Annotated in this window: 30 protein-coding genes; 8 read left to right on the top strand and 22 right to left on the bottom strand. The window is 49.9% G+C overall.

All coding sequences use genetic code 11. The features are described from left to right. Window positions 1–7 precede the first annotated feature (7 nt). The 22 genes from artJ to OGX93_RS05070 all read right to left on the bottom strand — a co-directional run bounded on the left by artJ (window position 8) and on the right by OGX93_RS05070 (window position 11,989). Window positions 8–739, bottom strand: coding sequence for an arginine ABC transporter substrate-binding protein ArtJ (gene artJ / locus OGX93_RS05175; RefSeq protein ID WP_012133094.1), 732 nt, complete (start codon window positions 737–739; stop codon window positions 8–10). A 261-nt stretch (window positions 740–1,000) separates the two neighbouring features. Next, the gene (gene artM, locus OGX93_RS05170; RefSeq protein WP_012133092.1) at window positions 1,001–1,669 is read right to left on the bottom strand and encodes an arginine ABC transporter permease ArtM; all 669 of its coding nucleotides are present in this window, start codon (window positions 1,667–1,669) and stop codon (window positions 1,001–1,003) included. Further along, complete coding sequence (artQ, locus tag OGX93_RS05165) at window positions 1,669–2,385, bottom strand: arginine ABC transporter permease ArtQ (protein WP_049009773.1); 717 nt, start codon at window positions 2,383–2,385, stop codon at window positions 1,669–1,671. The genes artM and artQ overlap by 1 nt, the downstream gene beginning before the upstream one ends. A 6-nt stretch (window positions 2,386–2,391) precedes the next feature. Next, entirely contained in the window at window positions 2,392–3,123 is a 732-nt protein-coding gene (gene artI / locus OGX93_RS05160) for an arginine ABC transporter substrate-binding protein ArtI (RefSeq protein WP_024130494.1), read from the bottom strand. 17 nt (window positions 3,124–3,140) lie between these two features. Then, entirely contained in the window at window positions 3,141–3,869 is a 729-nt protein-coding gene (gene artP, locus OGX93_RS05155; RefSeq protein ID WP_024130493.1) for an arginine ABC transporter ATP-binding protein ArtP, read from the bottom strand. Between the two features lie 392 nt (window positions 3,870–4,261). Beyond that, the gene (locus OGX93_RS05150) at window positions 4,262–4,777 is read right to left on the bottom strand and encodes a lipoprotein (protein ID WP_286449762.1); all 516 of its coding nucleotides are present in this window, start codon (window positions 4,775–4,777) and stop codon (window positions 4,262–4,264) included. Between the two features lie 95 nt (window positions 4,778–4,872). Continuing rightward, complete coding sequence (locus OGX93_RS05145; RefSeq protein WP_502873160.1) at window positions 4,873–6,171, bottom strand: site-specific integrase; 1,299 nt, start codon at window positions 6,169–6,171, stop codon at window positions 4,873–4,875. A 52-nt stretch (window positions 6,172–6,223) separates the two neighbouring features. Continuing rightward, window positions 6,224–6,463 (bottom strand): excisionase family protein, encoded by a 240-nt coding sequence (locus tag OGX93_RS05140; protein WP_199972553.1) that lies wholly within the window; start codon window positions 6,461–6,463, stop codon window positions 6,224–6,226. Window positions 6,464–6,613: 150 nt separating this feature from the next. Then, on the bottom strand, window positions 6,614–6,850 hold the full coding sequence (locus tag OGX93_RS05135) for a hypothetical protein (RefSeq protein WP_200077447.1): 237 nt from the start codon (window positions 6,848–6,850) through the stop codon (window positions 6,614–6,616). Beyond that, on the bottom strand, window positions 6,847–7,344 hold the full coding sequence (locus tag OGX93_RS05130; RefSeq protein WP_275147122.1) for an ATPase: 498 nt from the start codon (window positions 7,342–7,344) through the stop codon (window positions 6,847–6,849). Before OGX93_RS05130 ends, OGX93_RS05135 begins: the two co-directional genes overlap by 4 nt. Beyond that, window positions 7,341–7,565, bottom strand: a complete 225-nt coding sequence (locus OGX93_RS05125; RefSeq protein ID WP_200077446.1) for a hypothetical protein — start codon at window positions 7,563–7,565, stop codon at window positions 7,341–7,343. The genes OGX93_RS05130 and OGX93_RS05125 overlap by 4 nt, the downstream gene beginning before the upstream one ends. Next, entirely contained in the window at window positions 7,566–7,907 is a 342-nt protein-coding gene (locus tag OGX93_RS05120) for a hypothetical protein (protein ID WP_200077445.1), read from the bottom strand. It abuts the gene before it with no gap. Window positions 7,908–8,027: 120 nt separating this feature from the next. Next, window positions 8,028–8,309, bottom strand: a complete 282-nt coding sequence (locus OGX93_RS05115; protein WP_200077444.1) for a hypothetical protein — start codon at window positions 8,307–8,309, stop codon at window positions 8,028–8,030. Further along, the gene (locus OGX93_RS05110) at window positions 8,309–8,725 is read right to left on the bottom strand and encodes a hypothetical protein (RefSeq protein WP_286487798.1); all 417 of its coding nucleotides are present in this window, start codon (window positions 8,723–8,725) and stop codon (window positions 8,309–8,311) included. The genes OGX93_RS05115 and OGX93_RS05110 overlap by 1 nt, the downstream gene beginning before the upstream one ends. Further along, window positions 8,722–9,363, bottom strand: a complete 642-nt coding sequence (locus tag OGX93_RS05105; protein WP_286487797.1) for a hypothetical protein — start codon at window positions 9,361–9,363, stop codon at window positions 8,722–8,724. The genes OGX93_RS05110 and OGX93_RS05105 overlap by 4 nt, the downstream gene beginning before the upstream one ends. A 50-nt stretch (window positions 9,364–9,413) precedes the next feature. After that, the gene (locus tag OGX93_RS05100) at window positions 9,414–9,686 is read right to left on the bottom strand and encodes a hypothetical protein (protein ID WP_058668878.1); all 273 of its coding nucleotides are present in this window, start codon (window positions 9,684–9,686) and stop codon (window positions 9,414–9,416) included. Next, entirely contained in the window at window positions 9,679–10,026 is a 348-nt protein-coding gene (locus tag OGX93_RS05095; protein WP_200053053.1) for a hypothetical protein, read from the bottom strand. The genes OGX93_RS05100 and OGX93_RS05095 overlap by 8 nt, the downstream gene beginning before the upstream one ends. Before the next feature lie 96 nt (window positions 10,027–10,122). Further along, window positions 10,123–10,413: a hypothetical protein gene (locus OGX93_RS05090; protein WP_200077442.1), complete on the bottom strand. Its 291-nt coding sequence runs from the start codon at window positions 10,411–10,413 to the stop codon at window positions 10,123–10,125. A gap of 62 nt (window positions 10,414–10,475) precedes the next feature. Continuing rightward, window positions 10,476–10,661, bottom strand: coding sequence for a hypothetical protein (locus OGX93_RS05085; RefSeq protein WP_058668883.1), 186 nt, complete (start codon window positions 10,659–10,661; stop codon window positions 10,476–10,478). Further along, entirely contained in the window at window positions 10,661–10,861 is a 201-nt protein-coding gene (locus OGX93_RS05080; RefSeq protein WP_058668885.1) for a hypothetical protein, read from the bottom strand. The genes OGX93_RS05085 and OGX93_RS05080 overlap by 1 nt, the downstream gene beginning before the upstream one ends. Continuing rightward, window positions 10,845–11,078 (bottom strand): hypothetical protein, encoded by a 234-nt coding sequence (locus OGX93_RS05075; protein WP_125337035.1) that lies wholly within the window; start codon window positions 11,076–11,078, stop codon window positions 10,845–10,847. Before OGX93_RS05075 ends, OGX93_RS05080 begins: the two co-directional genes overlap by 17 nt. Window positions 11,079–11,290: 212 nt before the next feature. Beyond that, the gene (locus OGX93_RS05070; RefSeq protein ID WP_058668888.1) at window positions 11,291–11,989 is read right to left on the bottom strand and encodes an XRE family transcriptional regulator; all 699 of its coding nucleotides are present in this window, start codon (window positions 11,987–11,989) and stop codon (window positions 11,291–11,293) included. A 109-nt stretch (window positions 11,990–12,098) separates the two neighbouring features. Between OGX93_RS05070 and OGX93_RS05065 the strand changes: the two genes are divergently transcribed. Genes OGX93_RS05065 through OGX93_RS05030 form a run of 8 tightly spaced genes read left to right on the top strand, consistent with a single transcriptional unit; the run spans window position 12,099 to window position 17,657 of the window. After that, a complete protein-coding gene (locus OGX93_RS05065; RefSeq protein ID WP_072274353.1) occupies window positions 12,099–12,326 on the top strand; it encodes a helix-turn-helix domain-containing protein in 228 nt (75 codons plus the stop codon). A 32-nt stretch (window positions 12,327–12,358) separates the two neighbouring features. Continuing rightward, window positions 12,359–13,183, top strand: a complete 825-nt coding sequence (locus OGX93_RS05060) for a BRO-N domain-containing protein (RefSeq protein WP_058668890.1) — start codon at window positions 12,359–12,361, stop codon at window positions 13,181–13,183. Next, a complete protein-coding gene (locus tag OGX93_RS05055) occupies window positions 13,180–14,088 on the top strand; it encodes a helix-turn-helix domain-containing protein (RefSeq protein WP_286487796.1) in 909 nt (302 codons plus the stop codon). Before OGX93_RS05060 ends, OGX93_RS05055 begins: the two co-directional genes overlap by 4 nt. Window positions 14,089–14,104: 16 nt before the next feature. Further along, window positions 14,105–14,986: an ATP-binding protein gene (locus OGX93_RS05050; protein ID WP_286487795.1), complete on the top strand. Its 882-nt coding sequence runs from the start codon at window positions 14,105–14,107 to the stop codon at window positions 14,984–14,986. Beyond that, window positions 14,983–16,338: a replicative DNA helicase gene (locus tag OGX93_RS05045; protein ID WP_286487794.1), complete on the top strand. Its 1,356-nt coding sequence runs from the start codon at window positions 14,983–14,985 to the stop codon at window positions 16,336–16,338. Before OGX93_RS05050 ends, OGX93_RS05045 begins: the two co-directional genes overlap by 4 nt. Before the next feature lie 10 nt (window positions 16,339–16,348). Continuing rightward, window positions 16,349–16,660: a hypothetical protein gene (locus OGX93_RS05040; protein ID WP_275147112.1), complete on the top strand. Its 312-nt coding sequence runs from the start codon at window positions 16,349–16,351 to the stop codon at window positions 16,658–16,660. Next, complete coding sequence (locus OGX93_RS05035) at window positions 16,657–16,845, top strand: hypothetical protein (RefSeq protein WP_058668901.1); 189 nt, start codon at window positions 16,657–16,659, stop codon at window positions 16,843–16,845. The genes OGX93_RS05040 and OGX93_RS05035 overlap by 4 nt, the downstream gene beginning before the upstream one ends. Next, entirely contained in the window at window positions 16,842–17,657 is an 816-nt protein-coding gene (locus OGX93_RS05030) for an antitermination protein Q (RefSeq protein WP_286487793.1), read from the top strand. The genes OGX93_RS05035 and OGX93_RS05030 overlap by 4 nt, the downstream gene beginning before the upstream one ends. Window positions 17,658–17,857: the final 200 nt, after the last annotated feature.

The following is a 17,857-nucleotide window of genomic DNA, read 5'->3' as shown; positions in this document are numbered from 1 at the left end:
AGGAAGATTACTGCGGGAACCACTGATCGCTGATTTTCTGATAAGTGCCGTCAGCTTTGATTGCCGCCAGCGCGGTGTTCAGTTTTTCCAGCAGCGCTTTATTATCCGGGCGCACAGCGATGCCAAGGCCGGTGCCGAAGTATTGCGGATCGGTCACTTTTTCTGTTGCCGCGCCCAGTTGCGGATTGGTTTTCAGCCACTCATTCACCACGGCGGTATCGCCGAATACGCCATCAATACGGCCATTTTTCAGGTCGATAATCGCATTCTGGTAGCTGTCATAAGCCACGGTTTTCACTTCAGGATGCTTATCTTGCAGGTATTTCTGGTGCGTGGTGCCGTTTTCCATGCCGATACGTTTTCCTTTCAGGTCGGCAAAGGTTTTATAGCTGTCTTTTTTCGCAATCACCAGCGCAGAGTTGGCATAGTAAGGGCTGGTGAACGTCACCTGTTTGCTACGCTCAGGGGTAATATCCATACCAGAGATAACCGCGTCATATTTTTTGAATTTCAGCGCCGGGATCAGGCTGTCAAACGCGTGGTTGGTAAAAGTACAGTCGGCCTGCATTTGTTTGCATAACGCAGTCGCCAGATCGATATCGAAACCGACGATTTTATTGCTCGCATCCAGTGATTCGAACGGCGGGTAAGTGGCGGAAACGCCGAAATTGATTTTATCGGCAGCTGAGGCGCCAGCGGCGAAAGTAGCGAGTAATGCGGCCAGAACTAACTTTTTCATGGTGGAACTCCCGTCTGTCAATCTTATGATTATTCACCGTGTCTGCGGCATGGGTTTACAATGCCATTTAATGAATTTATATGCAATAAAAATGATTAAATATTTTTGTTGTTATAAAAAAAGACGGACAGCTTAGTGGCTTGTCCGTCTTTATGATTTCGTTTTATGCATTTATGTCGATGATTTTGTAGGCTGGATAAGGCGCTTGCGCCATTGCCTGATGGCGACGCTGACGCATCTTATCAGGCCTACATGGTGTTCTTAATTTCTGCGCTCAAACGCCAGCGCTTTACGCTCGATGAGGCGCATCAGCAAGGTTAGCAAACCGTTGACGATCAGATAAATCACGCCAGCCGCGCCAAACACCATCACATCGTAGGTACGACCGTACAGCAGCTGGCCGTGGCCCATCACTTCCATCAGCGTAATGGTGTACGCCAGGGAGGTGCTTTTGAAGACCAGCACCACCTCATTGGAGTAAGAGGAGAGGGCGCGTTTAAACGCGTACGGCAGCAGGATCGCCAGGGTATCTTTTTTGCTCATCCCCAGCGCGCCGCAGGACTGCCACTGACCTTCCGGGATCGCACGGATCGCGCCATAGAACAACTGCGTGGTATAGGCCGCGCTGTTGAGCGACAGGGCAAGTAAGGCGCATAGCCACGGCTCGGACAGCAGATGCCAGAGTACCGGGTAATCCTGTAACGACGGGAATTGCCCCGGGCCGTAGTAGATCAGGAAGATTTGCACCAGCAGCGGCGTACCGGTAAACAGCGTAATGTAGCCGCGAACCAGCCATACCAGCACCGGCGTTTTCAGCGTCAGAATGATGGTGAAAATCAGCGCCAGGATCAGCGCGACGATGATAGACGCAACCGTCAGCGTCAGGCTGGTGTGCAGCCCTTTCATCAGTTCAGGTAAATACTCAAACATCAGCCTGGTCTCCGCTCAAAACGTGTCGCGCGCAGGTCAATGCGTTTGAGAATGTACTGACTCACCAGCGTAATCACCAGATAGATAGCCGCAGCCACAATGTACCAGGTGAACGGTTCCTGAGTGCGCGTGGCGATGCTTTTTGTTTGCAGCATCAGATCGTTCACGCTGATAAGGCTGACCAGCGCGGTATCTTTCAGCAATACCAGCCACTGGTTGCCCAGCCCTGGCAGCGCATGACGCCACATTTGCGGCATCACCAGGCGGAAGAAAATTGCGGTTTTTGATAAGCCCAACGCCTGACCGGATTCCCACTGTCCAGACGGAACCGCTTTCAGCGCGCCGCGCAGCGTTTGCGACGCGTATGCCGCATACAGCAACGACAGCGCGATGACGCCGCACAGGAACGGACTGACGTCGAAGTCTTCAATCTGCATCTGCAACGGGATTTGCACAAACCCCAGGTTGATGGTGAAGCCATCAGACAGCATCAGCAGAAGCTGAGAGGAACCGAAATAGATAAACAGCACCACCAGAATTTCCGGCAGGCCGCGCAGAATCGTGACCAGTGCGGAACCTGTCCAGGCTATCGGGCGCCATTTTACGGACTCCCAGACGGCAAAAATCATAGCGAGGACGAGGCCGATGATCAGCGCACAAACGGCAAGGCCGACGGTCATCCCGGCGGCGCTTGCTAAAGGAAAAAATTCGTTCATCAAGTCTTACTTCTGGAACCATTTGTTGTAGATGGTTTCGTACGTGCCATCTTGCTTCACTTTTTCCAGCGCAGTGTTGAATTTCTGCTGTAGTTCCGTGTTGCCCTGGCGTACCGCGATGCCGAGGCCGGTGCCGAAGTAATCTTTGTCGGTCACTTTATCGCCAACCGGCGCCAGCTTCGGATTATCTTTCAGCCATTCAGTGACCACGGCGGTATCGCCGAACACGCCGTCAATACGACCATTTTGCAGATCCAGCTTCGCGTTCTGGTAGCTGTCATAAGGCACGGTGGTGATTTCCGGGTGCTTATCCATGATGAACTTCTGGTGGGTAGTGCCATTCTGTACGCCCACTTTTTTGCCTTTCAGCTGGTCGATGCTGGTGTATTTACCCTGCTGACCGATGAACAGTGCGGAGTTGTCATAGTAAGGCGTGGTGAACAGAACCTGCTTTTCACGCTCAGGCGTGATGTCCATACCGGCCATCACCGCGTCGAAACGACGGAACTTCAGGCTTGGGATCAGGCTGTCAAACGCCTGGTTGGTAAAGGTGCAGGTCGCGTCAATCTCTTTACACAGCGCATTGGCCAGATCGACGTCAAAGCCGACGATTTTGTTACTGGCATCCATAGATTCGAACGGAGGGTAGGATGCTTCCGTGGCGAAACGGATGGTTTGAGCTGCTGTAGCGGAAAGGCTAAAGCCTGCAATTAGCGCGGCAATCAGAACTTTTTTCATTGTCATTGTCCCGAATCTTAGTGAGATAAATAGTTTTTAAATGCATCGGTCTGCGGGTTCGCAAAGCAGCTCGCATCCCCTTGCTCGACGATGTGACCGTTTTCCATATAGATCACCCGGCTGGCGGTTTTACGCGCCACTTCTACTTCGTGAGTGACGATCACCTGGGTAATTTTGGTTTCCGCCAGTTCACGAATAATACTGACGATTTGCGCGGTGATTTCCGGGTCCAGCGCGGCGGTTGGCTCGTCAAACAGCAGCACCTGCGGCTCCATCATTAACGCACGGGCGATAGCCACACGCTGTTGCTGACCGCCGGAAAGATGCAGAGGATAGCGATCGCTGTAAGGTTTCAGGCGCAGACGTTCCAGCAGCTTCTCGGCACGCGCCAGCGCCTGGTCTTTTGACAGACCCAGCACGCGGCAGGGCGCTTCAATCAGGTTTTGTTGTACCGTGAGATGCGGCCAGAGATTGTATTGCTGAAAAACCATGCCTACGTTCTGGCGCAATTCACGAATCGCCTTGTCGGAAGGCGTTTTCGTGAAGTCGAAATGATTTCCTGCGATAGTGAGCGTGCCGGAGCGCGGCATCTCAAGCAGATTGAGTACACGCAGCAGCGAGCTTTTACCCGCTCCGCTTGGGCCAAGTAACACCAGCGTTTCGCCCTGAGGGCAATCCAGCGTGATATCGAACAGCGCCTGATGCGCGCCGTAGAAGCAATTAATGCCGTTTAATTGAATACTCATTGATTCTCGTATGCTGGCAGTCTGATAACTGTACACGTCATCCTTCATGCTGCCTCTTTGTTGGCTGCTGAGTGACTCGTCTCACCCTGAGACTCGCCCTTACGGACCGTTGCTCGCGACGTTCAAATCTGTTCCTGACAGATTTGTCACTCCAGTCACTTGCCGCCTCGACGCATCATGAATGATTTTGTGTATGTTGAGGCCGCAGATAGTACCTTTGACAGAATAGTTATGCAATATTTATGCGTTAAAAGTTAAATGCAAACCGCATTCTTCACTAAACATAGCACAAAATAGCGGGGGCGGTAGGCGGCAAGAATAATTGTCGGCATTCTATGCAGAATGCCAGACAATTTGTGGGGCTTATGATTTATCGACGTTTTGTCGGGTGATCAGCGGTTTTCGACGGACTGGCGCAGCGTACCGGCTGGCGCGTGGACGCTGCCGCCAAGATAACGTACATCATCAATAACCCAGCACTGACCCTCATGGATCATCAGCACTTCGTCGCGCCAGGTCTGGTCGCCTTGCTTCAGCTCCACGCGCAGCGGGATGTTGCGGGCGTCGCGATTAGGAATGGTGGACGCGCTGGCTACGCTGGCGCTATCCGGGAAGGTGGTGCGGCTGGAGAACGGGTCGCTGCTCATCAACTGGCGGTGTTCGTCATCACGGCTGGCGTCAGAGAGCAGTTTTGCCAGGTTGTCGCTTAAGTAAGGGCGAAGGGCGGTAATGTCGTTAGTACGGTTTTGAATGCGGTAGTCATAAAATTGTTGAGCCACGCTGTCCGGCCCGCCTTCTATGCACGACCCGCTGCGCGGGCCATTGTCTTTATAAGCAGGAGTGACGGTTGTGCAGGCACTGAGCAGCAGTGCGCAAGGGACGAGCAGAGAGAGTTTGCTGTAGCGCATAGTGATTTCCTTATAAGCGATCTGCCAAAAAGCGATCTACGATAATCAATTATATCTTTTCTATGATTGTATAACCGATTAACGTATTGTTATTTCTAAACTAAACTTGCTGCCAACCCCTTTTGGGGCACCTTTGGGGCAGTGGCTGCTAGCCTCTGATTCAGTATATCAACCTGTGACTGGTTATTGTCGGCCATCCATGCACCATATACTGTATAGACCATCTGAGCATTTGCATGTCCCATCTGTGCGGCAATAAAATTAGGATTGGCTCCAGCGGCGAGTGACCAGCAGGCATAAGTGTGCCGGGACTGATACGCTTTTCTGTATCGTAAACCGGCTCGTCTCATCGCTGATTCCCATATCCTGTTTAGTGACGTTGCAGCATAATGCGCTCCGGACTTTCCTGAACGTGTGGTAAGCTGAGGGTTGAATACGAAGGTACATGAATGTGCGCTTGTCCGGCCAAATTCGCGTAGCTTCACCTCAACTTTATGTTGTTTGCCCAGCCTTGTGAGTGATGCCTGGTTTTTTAATGCATCAATCGCAGGTTGTATCAGATGTATCACCCTGTCGGTTCCTGCCTGGGTTTTCGGCAGGGTGAACTCTTTAGCCTGAGTGTAATTTCTCCTGACAACCAAAGTGCCCGCTTTAATATCGATGTCTTCCCACGCCAGCGCGCACAATTCTCCATGTCGCATGCCAGTGTAAACAGCCAGGGACCAGAGATTTTTGATCTGCTGGTGGTGGCAGGCGTCAATGAGTCGCGTAAATTCGTCCTGTGAAAGCGGATCTGGTTCAGCTTTTGCTCTCTTCAGTGTTGATATTCCACTGAACGGATTTTGTGAAATGTAGCCATTGCATGCTGCAAACTGGAACATTCCACAGACAATCCCCATATAAGCATTTACTGTCGCCACACTACGTCCCTTCGGTGTCAATTCACGGTTTGGTCTCGCTACCTGATGACCTGTCATCAGTTCCCGCCTGAAAACGAGCAAGTCTTCCTGTGTTACAGCGGAAGCAAGAACCCGCCCTCCAAGCAAAGAAACACTCGTTTTTACGATCGACTCATAGCGGATCATCGTGTTTCTCGATATTTCCATTTCCTTAAGGCCAAGCCATTTGTCCGCCAGTTCAGCGATAGTGATGTCTTTATTCACCACGCCGAACTGCTTCAGATTTGGCGAATCAGGAAACCGTTCCGCATAGTTGAAGCTACCAGTCTTAATTAAAAAGCAGACAGAAGCCCGTAACTCACCTGCAATTTTGCGATTTTTAGGGGTGTCAGGCACCCCCAGATTTTCACGTACACGCTTCCCTTTATAGTGGAAGCAGATCCGGAGTTTACCTCCGTGGTTTTCAACGCCGGTTGGATAGGCCGGTTTAGCCATAAATCCTCCTGCGTCCAAGAGCTTCATCAGATTACATCCTCAAAGATTTAAGTCAAAGATCGACTGCTGGATTCGGCTGGCTTTTGATCCAACGGTTTATCTCAGGGATGCAGTACATGCACTCGCTCGTTGGCTTCGGGCTGCCGTCGGGCGCTATGTGCTTGTATTCTCGTCCGAGCATCCAGGATTCCTTGCGGGCCCGGAGAACCGTTCCGGGTTTTAGCCCGGTAACTGCTATCAGAACCTTTTCTGTAACCCACTCATTAGGGGCCAGAAGAATGACATCGCTCATACCCACCTCACGCCACATTCAGGCCACGGCAGTGGCACCACGTTTCAAACATTCGTTTAACCACTTCACGGCAGTAAAACCCTTCTATATCCCTCGTAAGGTCGTAGCGGCTTCCGTACCGCTGGCGCACCCACATTTCAAACGATTTGTTCATTTATTCACTTTCGTCCCCAGATTATCGCGCCTCGGAAAACGCTCAAGTTTCCATATCCAGACCATCCACATCATCGTGTCGTAATCCGGCAATGCCTGATAATCCTCAAGACTTGCCCGGAGTGCTTTGGTTCTCCACTCGTACACAAGAGCCACTCTCCACATCATTACCATGCAGAACAGGGCACCTATACCCAGCAGGGCAATAAGACCGATAAAGAAATAATCAATCACTTTTCACCTCCGGTTGGTGCGGTTTCAGTGCGTTGCATCTCGCGTAAAGCGCAAAAAATTTTATTTCTTAGTTTGTTGAACCCGTCCGTGTGCGTATCGGTGACGACGTACGGCGGTATCATCCAGCTAAACATTGCGGAGAGTTCGTCGATGGTGAATGAAACGCTGGCGCCAGTGGTCAACGGTTTACCATCAGTGACATCGTTAACCACTCTCTCCCAGCGGTCTCCAGTCTGAGATTCCAGGCGCTGAATTAACTCCCCGATGCTCAACGGGGCGATCAACTGCTGGCGTAAGCGCTGAATCTCCTCAGCCATGTAGTAACCTGTTTTGCTCCAGGTATCGACGTTATCGCCGGTCATGTCCGGTTCCATCGTCGCCATCAGAACGGCGTCGTGATAGTCCTGGCTGCCACTGGTGATCGCAACAGCGTAGGTGTCACTGTTTTCGCGCTTATGGATAAGCACGATCGGGTTAAGAATTTTGTTACTCATCGTTTCGCCTCCCGCTGTACGGTTTTGTAGGCCCGCAACATATCGCGGGATTTACCGGATAAAACCGACTTCATGAAGAACACGCCGCTGCGGGTTGCAACGATGCCGGGCGTGCAGAGCAGGGTAGCGTCAACTACACGGTTATGTTTCCGGAACTCAAACACGGTACTGGTGATCACGATGTTCGCTACGGCGCCGTGGTCCTGGTATTCGATTTTCATTCACATATTCCCCGCAACCGTATCACTCATGTCATTTACCATGCTTTGCCAGATTTCACGGCCACTTGTAGTCAACTCGTCACCATGAACGCATTTACTCAATAACTGAATTCCGATAGCTTCCCACTGCTGTGGATAGCTGTCTCTGAGCGCCTCCAGTGCGTAGCCGTTGATTAAGTCCCTTACGCCTTGAACCCCACCAATGATGTTTACCTGTATCGGTTGACCATTGGCATTGATCATGAAGTGATCACCGCTGATGGTTGAAATATGGTTATACAGCGCGGTGGCGTACTGGTTCGCCAACGCATTGAGACGGAAATTTTTCGTAATGAGCGCCATTATTTTACCTCCCACCCGATAGCCTGAAAGAGTCCCATTTTGGGGGGATACCAGTGGGTGCCGCGCTGTGACCGCGATATTCGACTGCTGGAAGTTGCTTATTGTTGATGGTTACGGTATTCATGCTTTATATCCAAAGGCGCGACGAAGCGCTTTCTTCATCTTCTTGCCGTTATTGACCGAGCAGTAAAGTTCTGCCAGTTCCTGGGCCATCATTTGCTCGCCGGTTTCTTCATTGACGAAATATTGATTAGGGTTGTTCTTTATGAACTCCTGTACCATTGGCAGCGCAAGAAATTCATCCGGGCTGTAAATTTTCGACTGACGCCGACGATGCTTTGCATTTGGCACTTTGTGTGCGGACTCAACCGCAAAGATGTTTGCATTATCCTGGTTAGCCATCAGCGCATCCCCTGCGGTTTATTGGCCTGTAGCGCATCAACCTCTTTCACAAAGCGGACATGCATGGCGTCCCACTTTGCGCACCATTTCTGCATTTCGCGCTTACGGGCAAGAATGCGGCGCAGGCGACGCTCACAGCGTTGGTGGGCTATGAAATATTCACGAGTAACGGCGCCACGCTGACATACTTCGCCGTGTACCGGATGCCATACTTTCACGTCCGGATGGCGGCACTTAAAACCTGATGCCTCAAAAGTCCAGGTGGTCATGAAGAAAGCCAGGTAACGGATCGCCGTGTCGCGGCTGAAGCATTTCTTAATGCGACCGTGGCGCTCCGCGACGAACAACGGGCCAACTGGTGTGTCGTGTTTCTGTAATGCCTGGTCAATGGTGCTGGCGGTTCTGTTGTCGATCATCGTTTTATTTCCCCTGCTACTTTTTGCATCAACCCGGCGTGCAGGTCTGGATGGATTTCATCGCAGACTGACTTCCAGTCACGAGCCTGTTGCATCTTTGCTGCATGCCATGCTGTATGTGCTTCCTGTACGCTGTCGAACAACCCGAGATGTTTGGTTTTCCCTTTTATGCGGATTTTCGCCCGAAACTTACTACGTAGCTTGTGCCGGCTCACACCTTGCGGTAATTCACTGCGTGTTCTGGCGTGGTCAGCTCCAAAGCCGTTCAGTGCTTGCGGAATGAATACACAATGCTCTGGTGAATAAATTTTATTACCGGGATGTAATAAATCTTTGTCCAGTGCGCAGCCTTCACGGTAATGGGCTTTCCAGAAGGCCAGAAAATTACTGAAATAAAGCCACTCATCGCACACAATACATCCGGCGTAGGTGCGCGCGTCCTGCTCTGTGTTCGGTTTGTAGCAACGTTGAATCATGTGACGCCAGACGTCGTACGCGCTGTGATGATGGCATTTACCGTCTATCCAGATTCCACACGGGAAATCAACATCAAAACACCCAATGCCGCAAATAAGTCTCTTCTTCTTTTTCCGCGAGATTTTAGATTCTAAAAAATGGTCAATTTCGAATTTGTTCACGAATTACACTCCCGTATTCAGGTCATGAAAGCCCACTGCAATAAACGCGCTCAGGAATCCTGATTGCTGTTAGTGCCACTGGCGCAGACCTCCATTACGTCTTCAGATGGAGTGACAACCCAGCCAGCCTGGCGGGCCATTTCGATAAATCCGGTCAGCGTCAAAAGATGTTCGTTATCAGCAAGGCGTCGAACTGTAACCAGACCGTTACGCACATAAACCAGCACTCGCCCGGAGAAATCCGGCGAAACATGCAGATCAGCCGTCAGCGACCGAGAATGGGTAGGAGCGCTATTGCGTAAAAATGTATTCTGACTAATCATCAGTTAATTCCTCCGCTTTTAATGATTGTTCTGCCAGCGTTGCAATAAGTGCATTTATAAAATCCACACCATCGGGTGTTAATTTATTAATACCCACGCATGCTGAATAATGTTCAGAAATTAAGTCCTCTGCCTGCTCATGTTTATGCATGTCATAAATCATCGCTTCGAAAAGTTTTATCAGCGCTTTCGTCAAAATATCTTCGTCAAGTTCAACTGGTAATTTTGAACCATCTTCCAGCTTAACTATCTGGAAATAACTTCCGGTTCTCCGCATCATTGAATCGAGTTTTGCCCGGACAAGATGACGGCGGCGAGTTTCAATCAGGCTTGTTTTCATTGTTACCGCCCATATGCTTTGCGCAGAAAAAGGTTTGCAATATGCAGGTAGCCATTGCCATAGCGGGCAAGTAATGTTGCTGTTTTATGTGCTGCTTTATCTTTCAGAAATTTCATTATTGCCCCCCCCTTTGGATGTATTCTCCATTGTCATTTTGGTCATGAAACAAAGCTCATTCAGTAACGAGGTGAATCGCCCGGCCACCTTCACATCAGTGCGTGTGATTGCTGGCATTAGTAACTCGATAAACTCCGCACGAAGTTCATGCGCATATTTATTAGCACACTCTGCTGTTTTACTTGCTTTATTTATATAAAGAAGATCATCATCCTGGATAACGGAATGAACCTTGGTCTTTACAGCTTCATTTCTGACGATAATATCCATCTTCATTTCCTTGGGGTGAGCGATTCCCCACCTGTTAAGGTGTAATATATGTTTTCACGAATTTACTGCTTGCTCGGTTCGAGTTTGGTTTCTGCTTGCTGAATTGAATCCCCAACACCTTCAAGCAGGGTCATTACTGCCATAATCAATGTGCGCTCATAATCATCTCTCGGGTTTTCCGCCCATTGATTCAGAACTGCTTCTGCTTGTTTGACTCGGTTTCTGGCTCCTAATAAACATGTGCTCATTATTCACCGCCTTGACCGCTGAGTTGTTCAATATACCCACATGCAGTTTCATTCGTTTTCTGCATTGATCTGATTAAACATGCGATTGCATGATCTGCTTCTGGTGGTAATTCATTGATGCGATAAATAACCTCAAGTAACGAGGTGTTTTCAACGATGTCAGCGGCAATACTTTCGAGCATGTTAATTGGAGTTTTCATTGCTCACCTCCTTTGCCTTAGACGAGTTAATATATTTCTCTGCCGAATCCATATTGCAATATGCATCGGAAGCTAGCATTCTAACTCCTGAAATAGCCCCCTCAAGAACCGTTTCATCCAGTGATGAGCCACAATGCTCTAGTGCAATTAATAGACAGACGATGCTATCGATTTTCTTTTTTGCATTGCTTAATAAGGGGGGGTATGAAGTTGTCATCTCATTGGCTCCGTTGTTTTGCCGATGAGTGAACTGTAAGTCATGCAATAACTTATTGCAATAACAAAACTTATTTTTATTTTGCATTTTAGTTTAATGCATTGATTTTTTTAGTATAAATTTTATTTTATGGGCCTATTTTACCGACTGACGCGCATGAAAAAGCCGCATTTAAGCGGCTTCACATGGGGAGAGGTAGGTTATTCAGAGTATTAAAGCCTGTTGTAATTTATTGATTCGTGCATGATTGCTTTGCCCATCACATATAGCTCGTCTTGGCTCTCTTCCGTGATATACCATTTTTCATAAGCGGGGTTGTCGGATAAGACGGCAAGTCTGTTTCCCTGCATCTGGAGGCGCTTAAGGTGGAATGTTTTACCAAAAACGAACACATACACTCCGTCAGTGAGGAAGTGACGGACCGAAATGTCAACGAAAACGCGATCTCCTGAATTGAAGGTATTGGCCATGCTATCGCCATTTACAGTCATTACTTTTACGACATCTTCACTACGATTCCCAAAAAGGGATTTGGCGTGTTCTGTCGTGTATTCTATGGCATGTAAAACTTCAACAAATTCAGAAAGCATAAATGTGCCAGGCCCTGCACTTACAGAAAGATCAAGTACTTCAACCCTGAATACATCGGAGTTAGCCCGCAGCTCTTTATCATTCATATTCTCAATCACGTACCCCTGTTTATGAGGGGTGTGATCTTTACCAGTCGAAAGCCATTCGGGGCTAACGCCCAGAACTTGAGCGATCTCAACCAACTTACGTGATGAGTTGGTTTTCCCGGAGGCTAGGCGCCAGATAGCTGGCTGCGAGACCCCAACCATCGTAGCCAATTCAGCCTGAGTTAGGCCGGCGTCAGCCATCGCTTTTTTAATACGATCTGAGAATGTGTTCATAAGAGTAAGCCTATACAAAAAGTTATTACACGGCAAATACGATAAGTTATTGCATAATCTTATTCAAGGTTATAATCTTGCTTTGTGTTTAATAACTTTTGGTATTTCCATGACCAACCAACATGTAAAAAGAGCAATCGATATTCTTGGTGGGCAAGCCGCATTAGCTAGGGCCTGTGGCGTTACTCAACCCGCTGTATTCCGTTGGCTTAATGGTAGTCGTGTAAAGGCCGACCATGTCATGTCCATTGTGAAAGCTACCAACGGCGAAGTTAAAGCTTATCAGATTCGTCCGGATCTTCCTGATACTTTTCCGCACCCATCCTCAGAGGTGTGACATGTCACACGCGAACAACGGGAAGCTCAAATATGAATGCCACCATTAAAACGTTCGACTTTAAGTCTGATGCTGGTGATCTGCTGGCTTCGGTTCGTACTGTGCAGATTGATCGCTCTCCGTGGTTTTTCGCTGTTGATGTGTGTGAGGCGTTGGGCCTGAGCGATACCAACAAAGCGCTTTTGTCGGTAGATGAAGAGGATAAGTGTGAACACGAACAGTATTCGGGTTCGGGTCGTAAACCAATGTTGGTTAATGAATCCGGGCTTTACACGCTCATTCTTAAAAGCCGCAAAAAACAGGCTAAACGCTTCAAGCGCTGGGTCACTTCCGATGTGCTGCCATCTATCCGAATGACGGGATCATACAATCTTATCCCGTCTAATAATCTTCCTGATTTTTCCGATGAGGTTGCAGCTGCTCGTGCGTGGGCCGATGAACGAGAGGCGGCACGGCGAGCAATTGGATACGCAGAACGCCAGGCAAGGTACATCCAGCATCTGGAAAATCTTTTCAGCCCGGGGATGACCCCTACGCAGTTTTGTAAGCGTCTCAACGGCGTCAATGTGCAGCAGGTGACGGCCTTTCTTGAAGAACACAACTGGCTTTATGACGATCGTCCTGAGTCCAGGCGTCCGGCGTGGCGTGTAAAGGCTTATGCGCGCGATCTTTATCTGACCGAACGCCGCCACCTTGTCGAGCATGATGATTTTGACAGTTTCGACACTTATACCCCTGTCTTACTCCGCAAAGGAGCGGTGTGGATTTATCGCCAGTATCTCAAAGGTGCTCTGCCGATGAAAAAGAGCTGGAACGGGGAATTTACCCACGACAAAGAATTAGCAGGTGCAGCATGAGTAGCAAAATTTTGGGCAACGTCTGGGACGCATGCGCTGCGCATGACGTTAAGGGCGCGAAGCTAATGATTATGGCTCGCCTGGCTGACTACTCGAATGATGATGGTGTTAGTTATCCAGGGGTGGAAACAATCTGTCGCCAACTGGGGCTGGGAGAAAGCACGGTCAGGACAGCGGTTGCAGAACTTGAGTCTGCTGGCTGGTTACGTCGTGAATCACGTCGCAAAGGAAATCGGAATACGTCCAATCTTTACTATCTGAATGCCGAACGCCTTGAGGCGCTGGCACGCACTGAACGGGATAAAGTTTCAGCAATGAAACAGCAACGCAGAGCAACCAGTTTTCACCCGTCAGATTCTGAACCTTCAAATTCTGACCCTTCAGATTCTGGACGTTCATACGGTTTTGACCCGTCAGATTCTGACAAAAAAGGCGTTTTGACCCGTCAGAATCTGACCCCAGATCCACAAGGTTTAAAACATGATCCACAAGTAAATTCAAAACATGAATCGCAAGATATTGGCGCATCTGCTGGCGCGCCTGCACCAACTCGCTCTGCAAAACAGGGTTATTCAACGGAGTTTGAAACAGCGTGGCAGGCATACCCTAAGCGTGCTGGTGGAAATTCCAAGTCGGCAGCATTCAAAGCCTGGAAAGCCCGCCTGAAAGACGGAGTTAAGCCTGAGGACATGCTGGAAGGCGTCAAGCGCTACGCGGCATACTGCCGGGCGACCGGTAATACCGGCACACAGTTCGTCAAGCAGGCTGCAACGTTCTTCGGTCCCGATCGCCACTTCGAAGAGTCCTGGCAGACTCCGTCCGCTCCCGGAGGTGGGCGTCGCAATGCGCTCCCTGTATCCGGCTTCAGCGAGCAGGACTACGGTGAATCGGGTTGTCAGTGGTAAAGCGGGGATAATTAAAATGTTAAATTTGTTGAATCAGCAGAAAGATCGCGCTGACCTGAAGGCAAGACAGGAACGCCTGAACGAAGAATTAAATTTCACACTGGAGCATAAACTTCCGTGGGGATATCGCGGCTGGGACTCAGGAAAAACCGAGACCACTACCTGCGAAAAACATGGCGAATTTGAGCGTTTCACTCTGGTGGGAAAAGATTTTCGCGGAGGTGAGAATTTTAAACACTCACAATGTCCGGAATGCCTGCGGGATGAACTTGCGGAGGTTGGCGCAAAACTGCGTACACTGCGCGTTACTGAATTGCTGGATCGCGCTGGTATTGCCCGCCGCTTCGAGGATTGTGAGTTCGATAACTACCAGACTGTAACTCAGGATGCGGCGAAAAACCTCTCTGTGTGCCGGGGCTATGTCGACAACTGGGAGCACTGCTTTGATGCAGGACTGGGCCTGCTGATGGTTGGAAAATGTGGAACCGGGAAAAATCACCTGGCTGTTGCTATGACAAAAAACCTTATTCGCAACCACCTCGCCCGGGTTGCAATTACCGATGTGATGCGCGTTATGCGTGCCGTAAAAAGCACCTGGCGCCATAACTCTGAAATGACAGAAGACAGTGTGCTGGACCACTTTGCGTCGCTGGATCTGCTGATTATTGATGAGGTCGGAGTTCAGCTCGGCAGCGCCTCAGAGCTGGCTATCTTGCAGGAGATCGTCAACGTTCGCTATGAAAGTGTGCTGCCCACCATCCTGATTAGCAATCTGACCTTTGAGCAGCTTAAGGATTCCATTGGTGAGCGCATCGTTGACCGCGTGACAAACGGTGGACACAACCGGCTGGCATTCAACTGGGAAAGCTTCCGTGGCAAAGACGGGTGGTCTAAATGACGCCAGTATGGAGAAACGATGATCTGGAAGGTGCGGTAATTGGCGCTATTTTTCTGCGCGGTGCTGATCCTGAGGTTCTTGAAATCATTTCCCGCCTGCCAGCAAGCGTTTTTTATGTTCGGCAGTACCGTGAAATTTATTCCGGCATATGCCGTCAAGTGCGTGGAACGGGGGTTATTGATCCTCTTCTGCTTTGCGAGAGCATGCCGGAATATAGTGCGGTTATTATGGCGTCAGGGCAAATAGCCTGGGCGAAATCAGCGCTGGTTTCCTACGTTTCTGTGCTGGAACGTAACGCAGCTGTACGCGATGCGGAAGTGGTGATTGAAAATGCCCTTGCAGGAATCCGGGCAGCGGCCAATGGTGAGAGTGCAGTTGAAGCACTGAAAGCTGCACAGGCCAGCATTGCGACTATCTCCCTTTCCGCAAACACCGTACAGCCAGTTCATATTGATGAAATCCTGCCTGCTGTCGTTGATCGTGTTGATGCCCGGTATCAGGGGCTGGAGACAGCAAAAAGCCTGCTCACTGGCATTGAAGAGCTGGACGAGAAAACAGGCGGTATTGAACCCACGGATCTGGTGTTTATCGCTGCCCGGCCATCAATGGGTAAAACCGAACTGGCGCTTGATATTATCGACAAGGTATCGGAGCAGGGGCGTGGTGTATTGTTCTTCACCATGGAGATGGCCAGCATTCAGATTGGTGAACGAATGGTATCTGCCGCCGGTGGTATGTCAGTTTCCCGACTCAAGGCTGCGGCGAAGTTTGACGATGAGGACTGGGCGCGGTTATCAACCGGTGTTGGTCGTCTTACCGGACGCCCGATCTGGATGGTGGACGCTACCAATCTGACGGTTGAGCAAATCCAGCAGGTCGCCACCAGTCACCAGATTGCCCACCCGGAAATTTCCCTGGTGGTCATTGATTACCTCTTACTCATTAAGATCCAGAGTACGGCACGTTATGACCTCGCTGTAGGTGAAATTTCAAAGGGGTTAAAAAATCTGGCTAAGGCAAACCAGACTCCCGTAATCGCATTGAGCCAGCTTTCGCGAGGCGTGGAGTCCCGACCGAACAAACGCCCAATGAACTCCGACCTTAAGAACTCAGGCGAAATAGAGGCTGATGCTGACATCATCATGATGCTTTACCGTGACGAGGTATATAACCCTGAGTCACCAGCAAGAGGGATCGCGGAAATCAATATCACCAAACAGCGTAATGGCGTTCTTGGGACCGTGTACCGTCGTTTTTATAACGGACATTTCCTCCCGGTTGACCAGGAAGAAGCCAAGCGAAAATCAGCACCACAGCAAAAATCACAACCCCGACGTTATGCAAAAGCCTAAGGAGTCAGCAATGGATCGTCTTATTCGCGAAATGTCGTATTTATTCACCAAAAAGCGCTTTGAGGAACTTCAGGAAACGGCTTGTGAAATAGCGACAGGACACAGTGATTTTCCTGAATGTTTTGGGCTCATTGCTGATGCTATAGCGGAATTTGTTGAAGGAACTCCTGAAGATGAATGGCGCGAGCATGAAAAAATCTTTATGCATTATGTCGTTATGCGCGCTCTGGCGCTGTGGGAGCAGGGAGAGAAAATAACGGAAGTCCAGTGGACACATCCTGGCTGGTTCGGTACGGCAGAGAAGGGAGATACCATCCAATGAAGCTGGATGTAACGAAGGAAGACGGGCACACCATAAGCGAATACCTTCGCGCTGCCCACGGTAGCTATTCAGGTCCTGTCTTCATCGATATTAACCGGCTGGTGGATTTGAACATGGTTTACAGCCGCCTGGTTGTTATGACGTATCTCATGAAACAGCAGTGGTTCTGGAGGGCTAAACAATGAAACTGGAAGCGTCACTAAAACATTTCAGCCCTCAGGGGATGCACATCAGCGACAGCGTGAAAGGCACATCACCGGATCGGATCACCGGCACTGATGTTATGGCGGCCATCGGTACCACCAGCAGCCGTGCACGGTTCGGCCTGTCTGCCTTCTTTGGTAAGGCGGGGATCAGCAAGACAGATGAGCAACTGGCAGTTCAGGCGCTGGCGCGTCACGCGATGGATACCGCACCGAAGAACGTCAGAAAGGTCGCCGGGACTGAGTTCGGCTGGTGCATGCAGGTGCTGGCGCAGTTTGCATTTGCTGAGTATTCCCGTTCTGCGGCCACCAGCGCGACATGCCACAGTTGCAATGGTTCCGGGCGTGTAACGGTGACCCGGACAATCTGCAAAGTATCTTACCCGTGGGGTAAAGCGCCATACTGGGCCAGCAAGTCCCGCGCTGTTCGTCCTTCAGACTGGGAGCAATGGAACGAGGTTACAGAGAGTGTCCCGGCTGTCTGTGAAGTTTGTGAAGGTAAGGGAACGATAAGCGCCCGCTGTCGCTGCGGTGGCAAGGGGGAGGTGCTCGATCGCAAGGCTACGAAAGAGCATGGGGCGCCGGTATTCAAAATCTGTGAGCGTTGTGGTGGTGAAGGGTATTCGAGAGTGTCTTCTGCGACCGTTCACCGCGCTATTCTCAGACGTCTACCGAACCTCCATCAGTCGTCGTGGTCCCGCAACTGGAAGCCATTCTATAAAATGCTGGTGGATGTGTTGCACAAGGGGGAGACACACGCTGCGTTAGAGTTTGAGAAGGCAACCAGTTATTGATGTGATCGGAACAAATGCCGACAATTTTTTGCACGATAAGGTTGACTTTGCATAAAACTGTCCTGTATCCTTCCAATCGTGGGATATTATGCCTACACGAAATTAAACCCGCCTCAGCGCGGGTTTTTTTATGCCTGCAATTCTTCGCGCACCGCCCGCGCACATATCACACCGAACCACACCCTTTGAAATGAGCCTTT

The organism is Citrobacter sp. CK195, assembly GCF_030333365.1.
Lineage (GTDB): Bacteria > Pseudomonadota > Gammaproteobacteria > Enterobacterales > Enterobacteriaceae > Citrobacter_B > Citrobacter_B koseri.
This window is presented reverse-complemented; position numbering and strand designations above follow the sequence as displayed.

Coding starts and splice junctions, on each gene's coding strand:
- OGX93_RS05055 (WP_286487796.1), top strand. CDS start 13,180: ATGAGTAGCAAAATTTTGGGCAACGTCTGGGACGCATGCGCTGCGCAT.
- OGX93_RS05095 (WP_200053053.1), bottom strand. CDS start 10,026: ATGAAAACAAGCCTGATTGAAACTCGCCGCCGTCATCTTGTCCGGGCA.
- OGX93_RS05100 (WP_058668878.1), bottom strand. CDS start 9,686: ATGATTAGTCAGAATACATTTTTACGCAATAGCGCTCCTACCCATTCT.
- artI (WP_024130494.1), bottom strand. CDS start 3,123: ATGAAAAAAGTTCTGATTGCCGCGCTAATTGCAGGCTTTAGCCTTTCC.
- OGX93_RS05070 (WP_058668888.1), bottom strand. CDS start 11,989: ATGAACACATTCTCAGATCGTATTAAAAAAGCGATGGCTGACGCCGGC.
- OGX93_RS05040 (WP_275147112.1), top strand. CDS start 16,349: ATGGATCGTCTTATTCGCGAAATGTCGTATTTATTCACCAAAAAGCGC.
- OGX93_RS05090 (WP_200077442.1), bottom strand. CDS start 10,413: ATGGATATTATCGTCAGAAATGAAGCTGTAAAGACCAAGGTTCATTCC.
- OGX93_RS05080 (WP_058668885.1), bottom strand. CDS start 10,861: ATGAAAACTCCAATTAACATGCTCGAAAGTATTGCCGCTGACATCGTT.
- OGX93_RS05150 (WP_286449762.1), bottom strand. CDS start 4,777: ATGCGCTACAGCAAACTCTCTCTGCTCGTCCCTTGCGCACTGCTGCTC.
- OGX93_RS05065 (WP_072274353.1), top strand. CDS start 12,099: ATGACCAACCAACATGTAAAAAGAGCAATCGATATTCTTGGTGGGCAA.
- artQ (WP_049009773.1), bottom strand. CDS start 2,385: ATGAACGAATTTTTTCCTTTAGCAAGCGCCGCCGGGATGACCGTCGGC.
- OGX93_RS05035 (WP_058668901.1), top strand. CDS start 16,657: ATGAAGCTGGATGTAACGAAGGAAGACGGGCACACCATAAGCGAATAC.
- artM (WP_012133092.1), bottom strand. CDS start 1,669: ATGTTTGAGTATTTACCTGAACTGATGAAAGGGCTGCACACCAGCCTG.
- OGX93_RS05130 (WP_275147122.1), bottom strand. CDS start 7,344: ATGAGTAACAAAATTCTTAACCCGATCGTGCTTATCCATAAGCGCGAA.
- OGX93_RS05115 (WP_200077444.1), bottom strand. CDS start 8,309: ATGGCTAACCAGGATAATGCAAACATCTTTGCGGTTGAGTCCGCACAC.
- OGX93_RS05085 (WP_058668883.1), bottom strand. CDS start 10,661: ATGAGCACATGTTTATTAGGAGCCAGAAACCGAGTCAAACAAGCAGAA.
- OGX93_RS05075 (WP_125337035.1), bottom strand. CDS start 11,078: ATGACAACTTCATACCCCCCCTTATTAAGCAATGCAAAAAAGAAAATC.
- OGX93_RS05030 (WP_286487793.1), top strand. CDS start 16,842: ATGAAACTGGAAGCGTCACTAAAACATTTCAGCCCTCAGGGGATGCAC.
- OGX93_RS05110 (WP_286487798.1), bottom strand. CDS start 8,725: ATGATCGACAACAGAACCGCCAGCACCATTGACCAGGCATTACAGAAA.
- artP (WP_024130493.1), bottom strand. CDS start 3,869: ATGAGTATTCAATTAAACGGCATTAATTGCTTCTACGGCGCGCATCAG.
- OGX93_RS05120 (WP_200077445.1), bottom strand. CDS start 7,907: ATGGCGCTCATTACGAAAAATTTCCGTCTCAATGCGTTGGCGAACCAG.
- OGX93_RS05050 (WP_286487795.1), top strand. CDS start 14,105: ATGTTAAATTTGTTGAATCAGCAGAAAGATCGCGCTGACCTGAAGGCA.
- OGX93_RS05060 (WP_058668890.1), top strand. CDS start 12,359: ATGAATGCCACCATTAAAACGTTCGACTTTAAGTCTGATGCTGGTGAT.
- OGX93_RS05045 (WP_286487794.1), top strand. CDS start 14,983: ATGACGCCAGTATGGAGAAACGATGATCTGGAAGGTGCGGTAATTGGC.
- OGX93_RS05125 (WP_200077446.1), bottom strand. CDS start 7,565: ATGAAAATCGAATACCAGGACCACGGCGCCGTAGCGAACATCGTGATC.
- OGX93_RS05140 (WP_199972553.1), bottom strand. CDS start 6,463: ATGAGCGATGTCATTCTTCTGGCCCCTAATGAGTGGGTTACAGAAAAG.
- artJ (WP_012133094.1), bottom strand. CDS start 739: ATGAAAAAGTTAGTTCTGGCCGCATTACTCGCTACTTTCGCCGCTGGC.
- OGX93_RS05145 (WP_502873160.1), bottom strand. CDS start 6,171: ATGGCTAAACCGGCCTATCCAACCGGCGTTGAAAACCACGGAGGTAAA.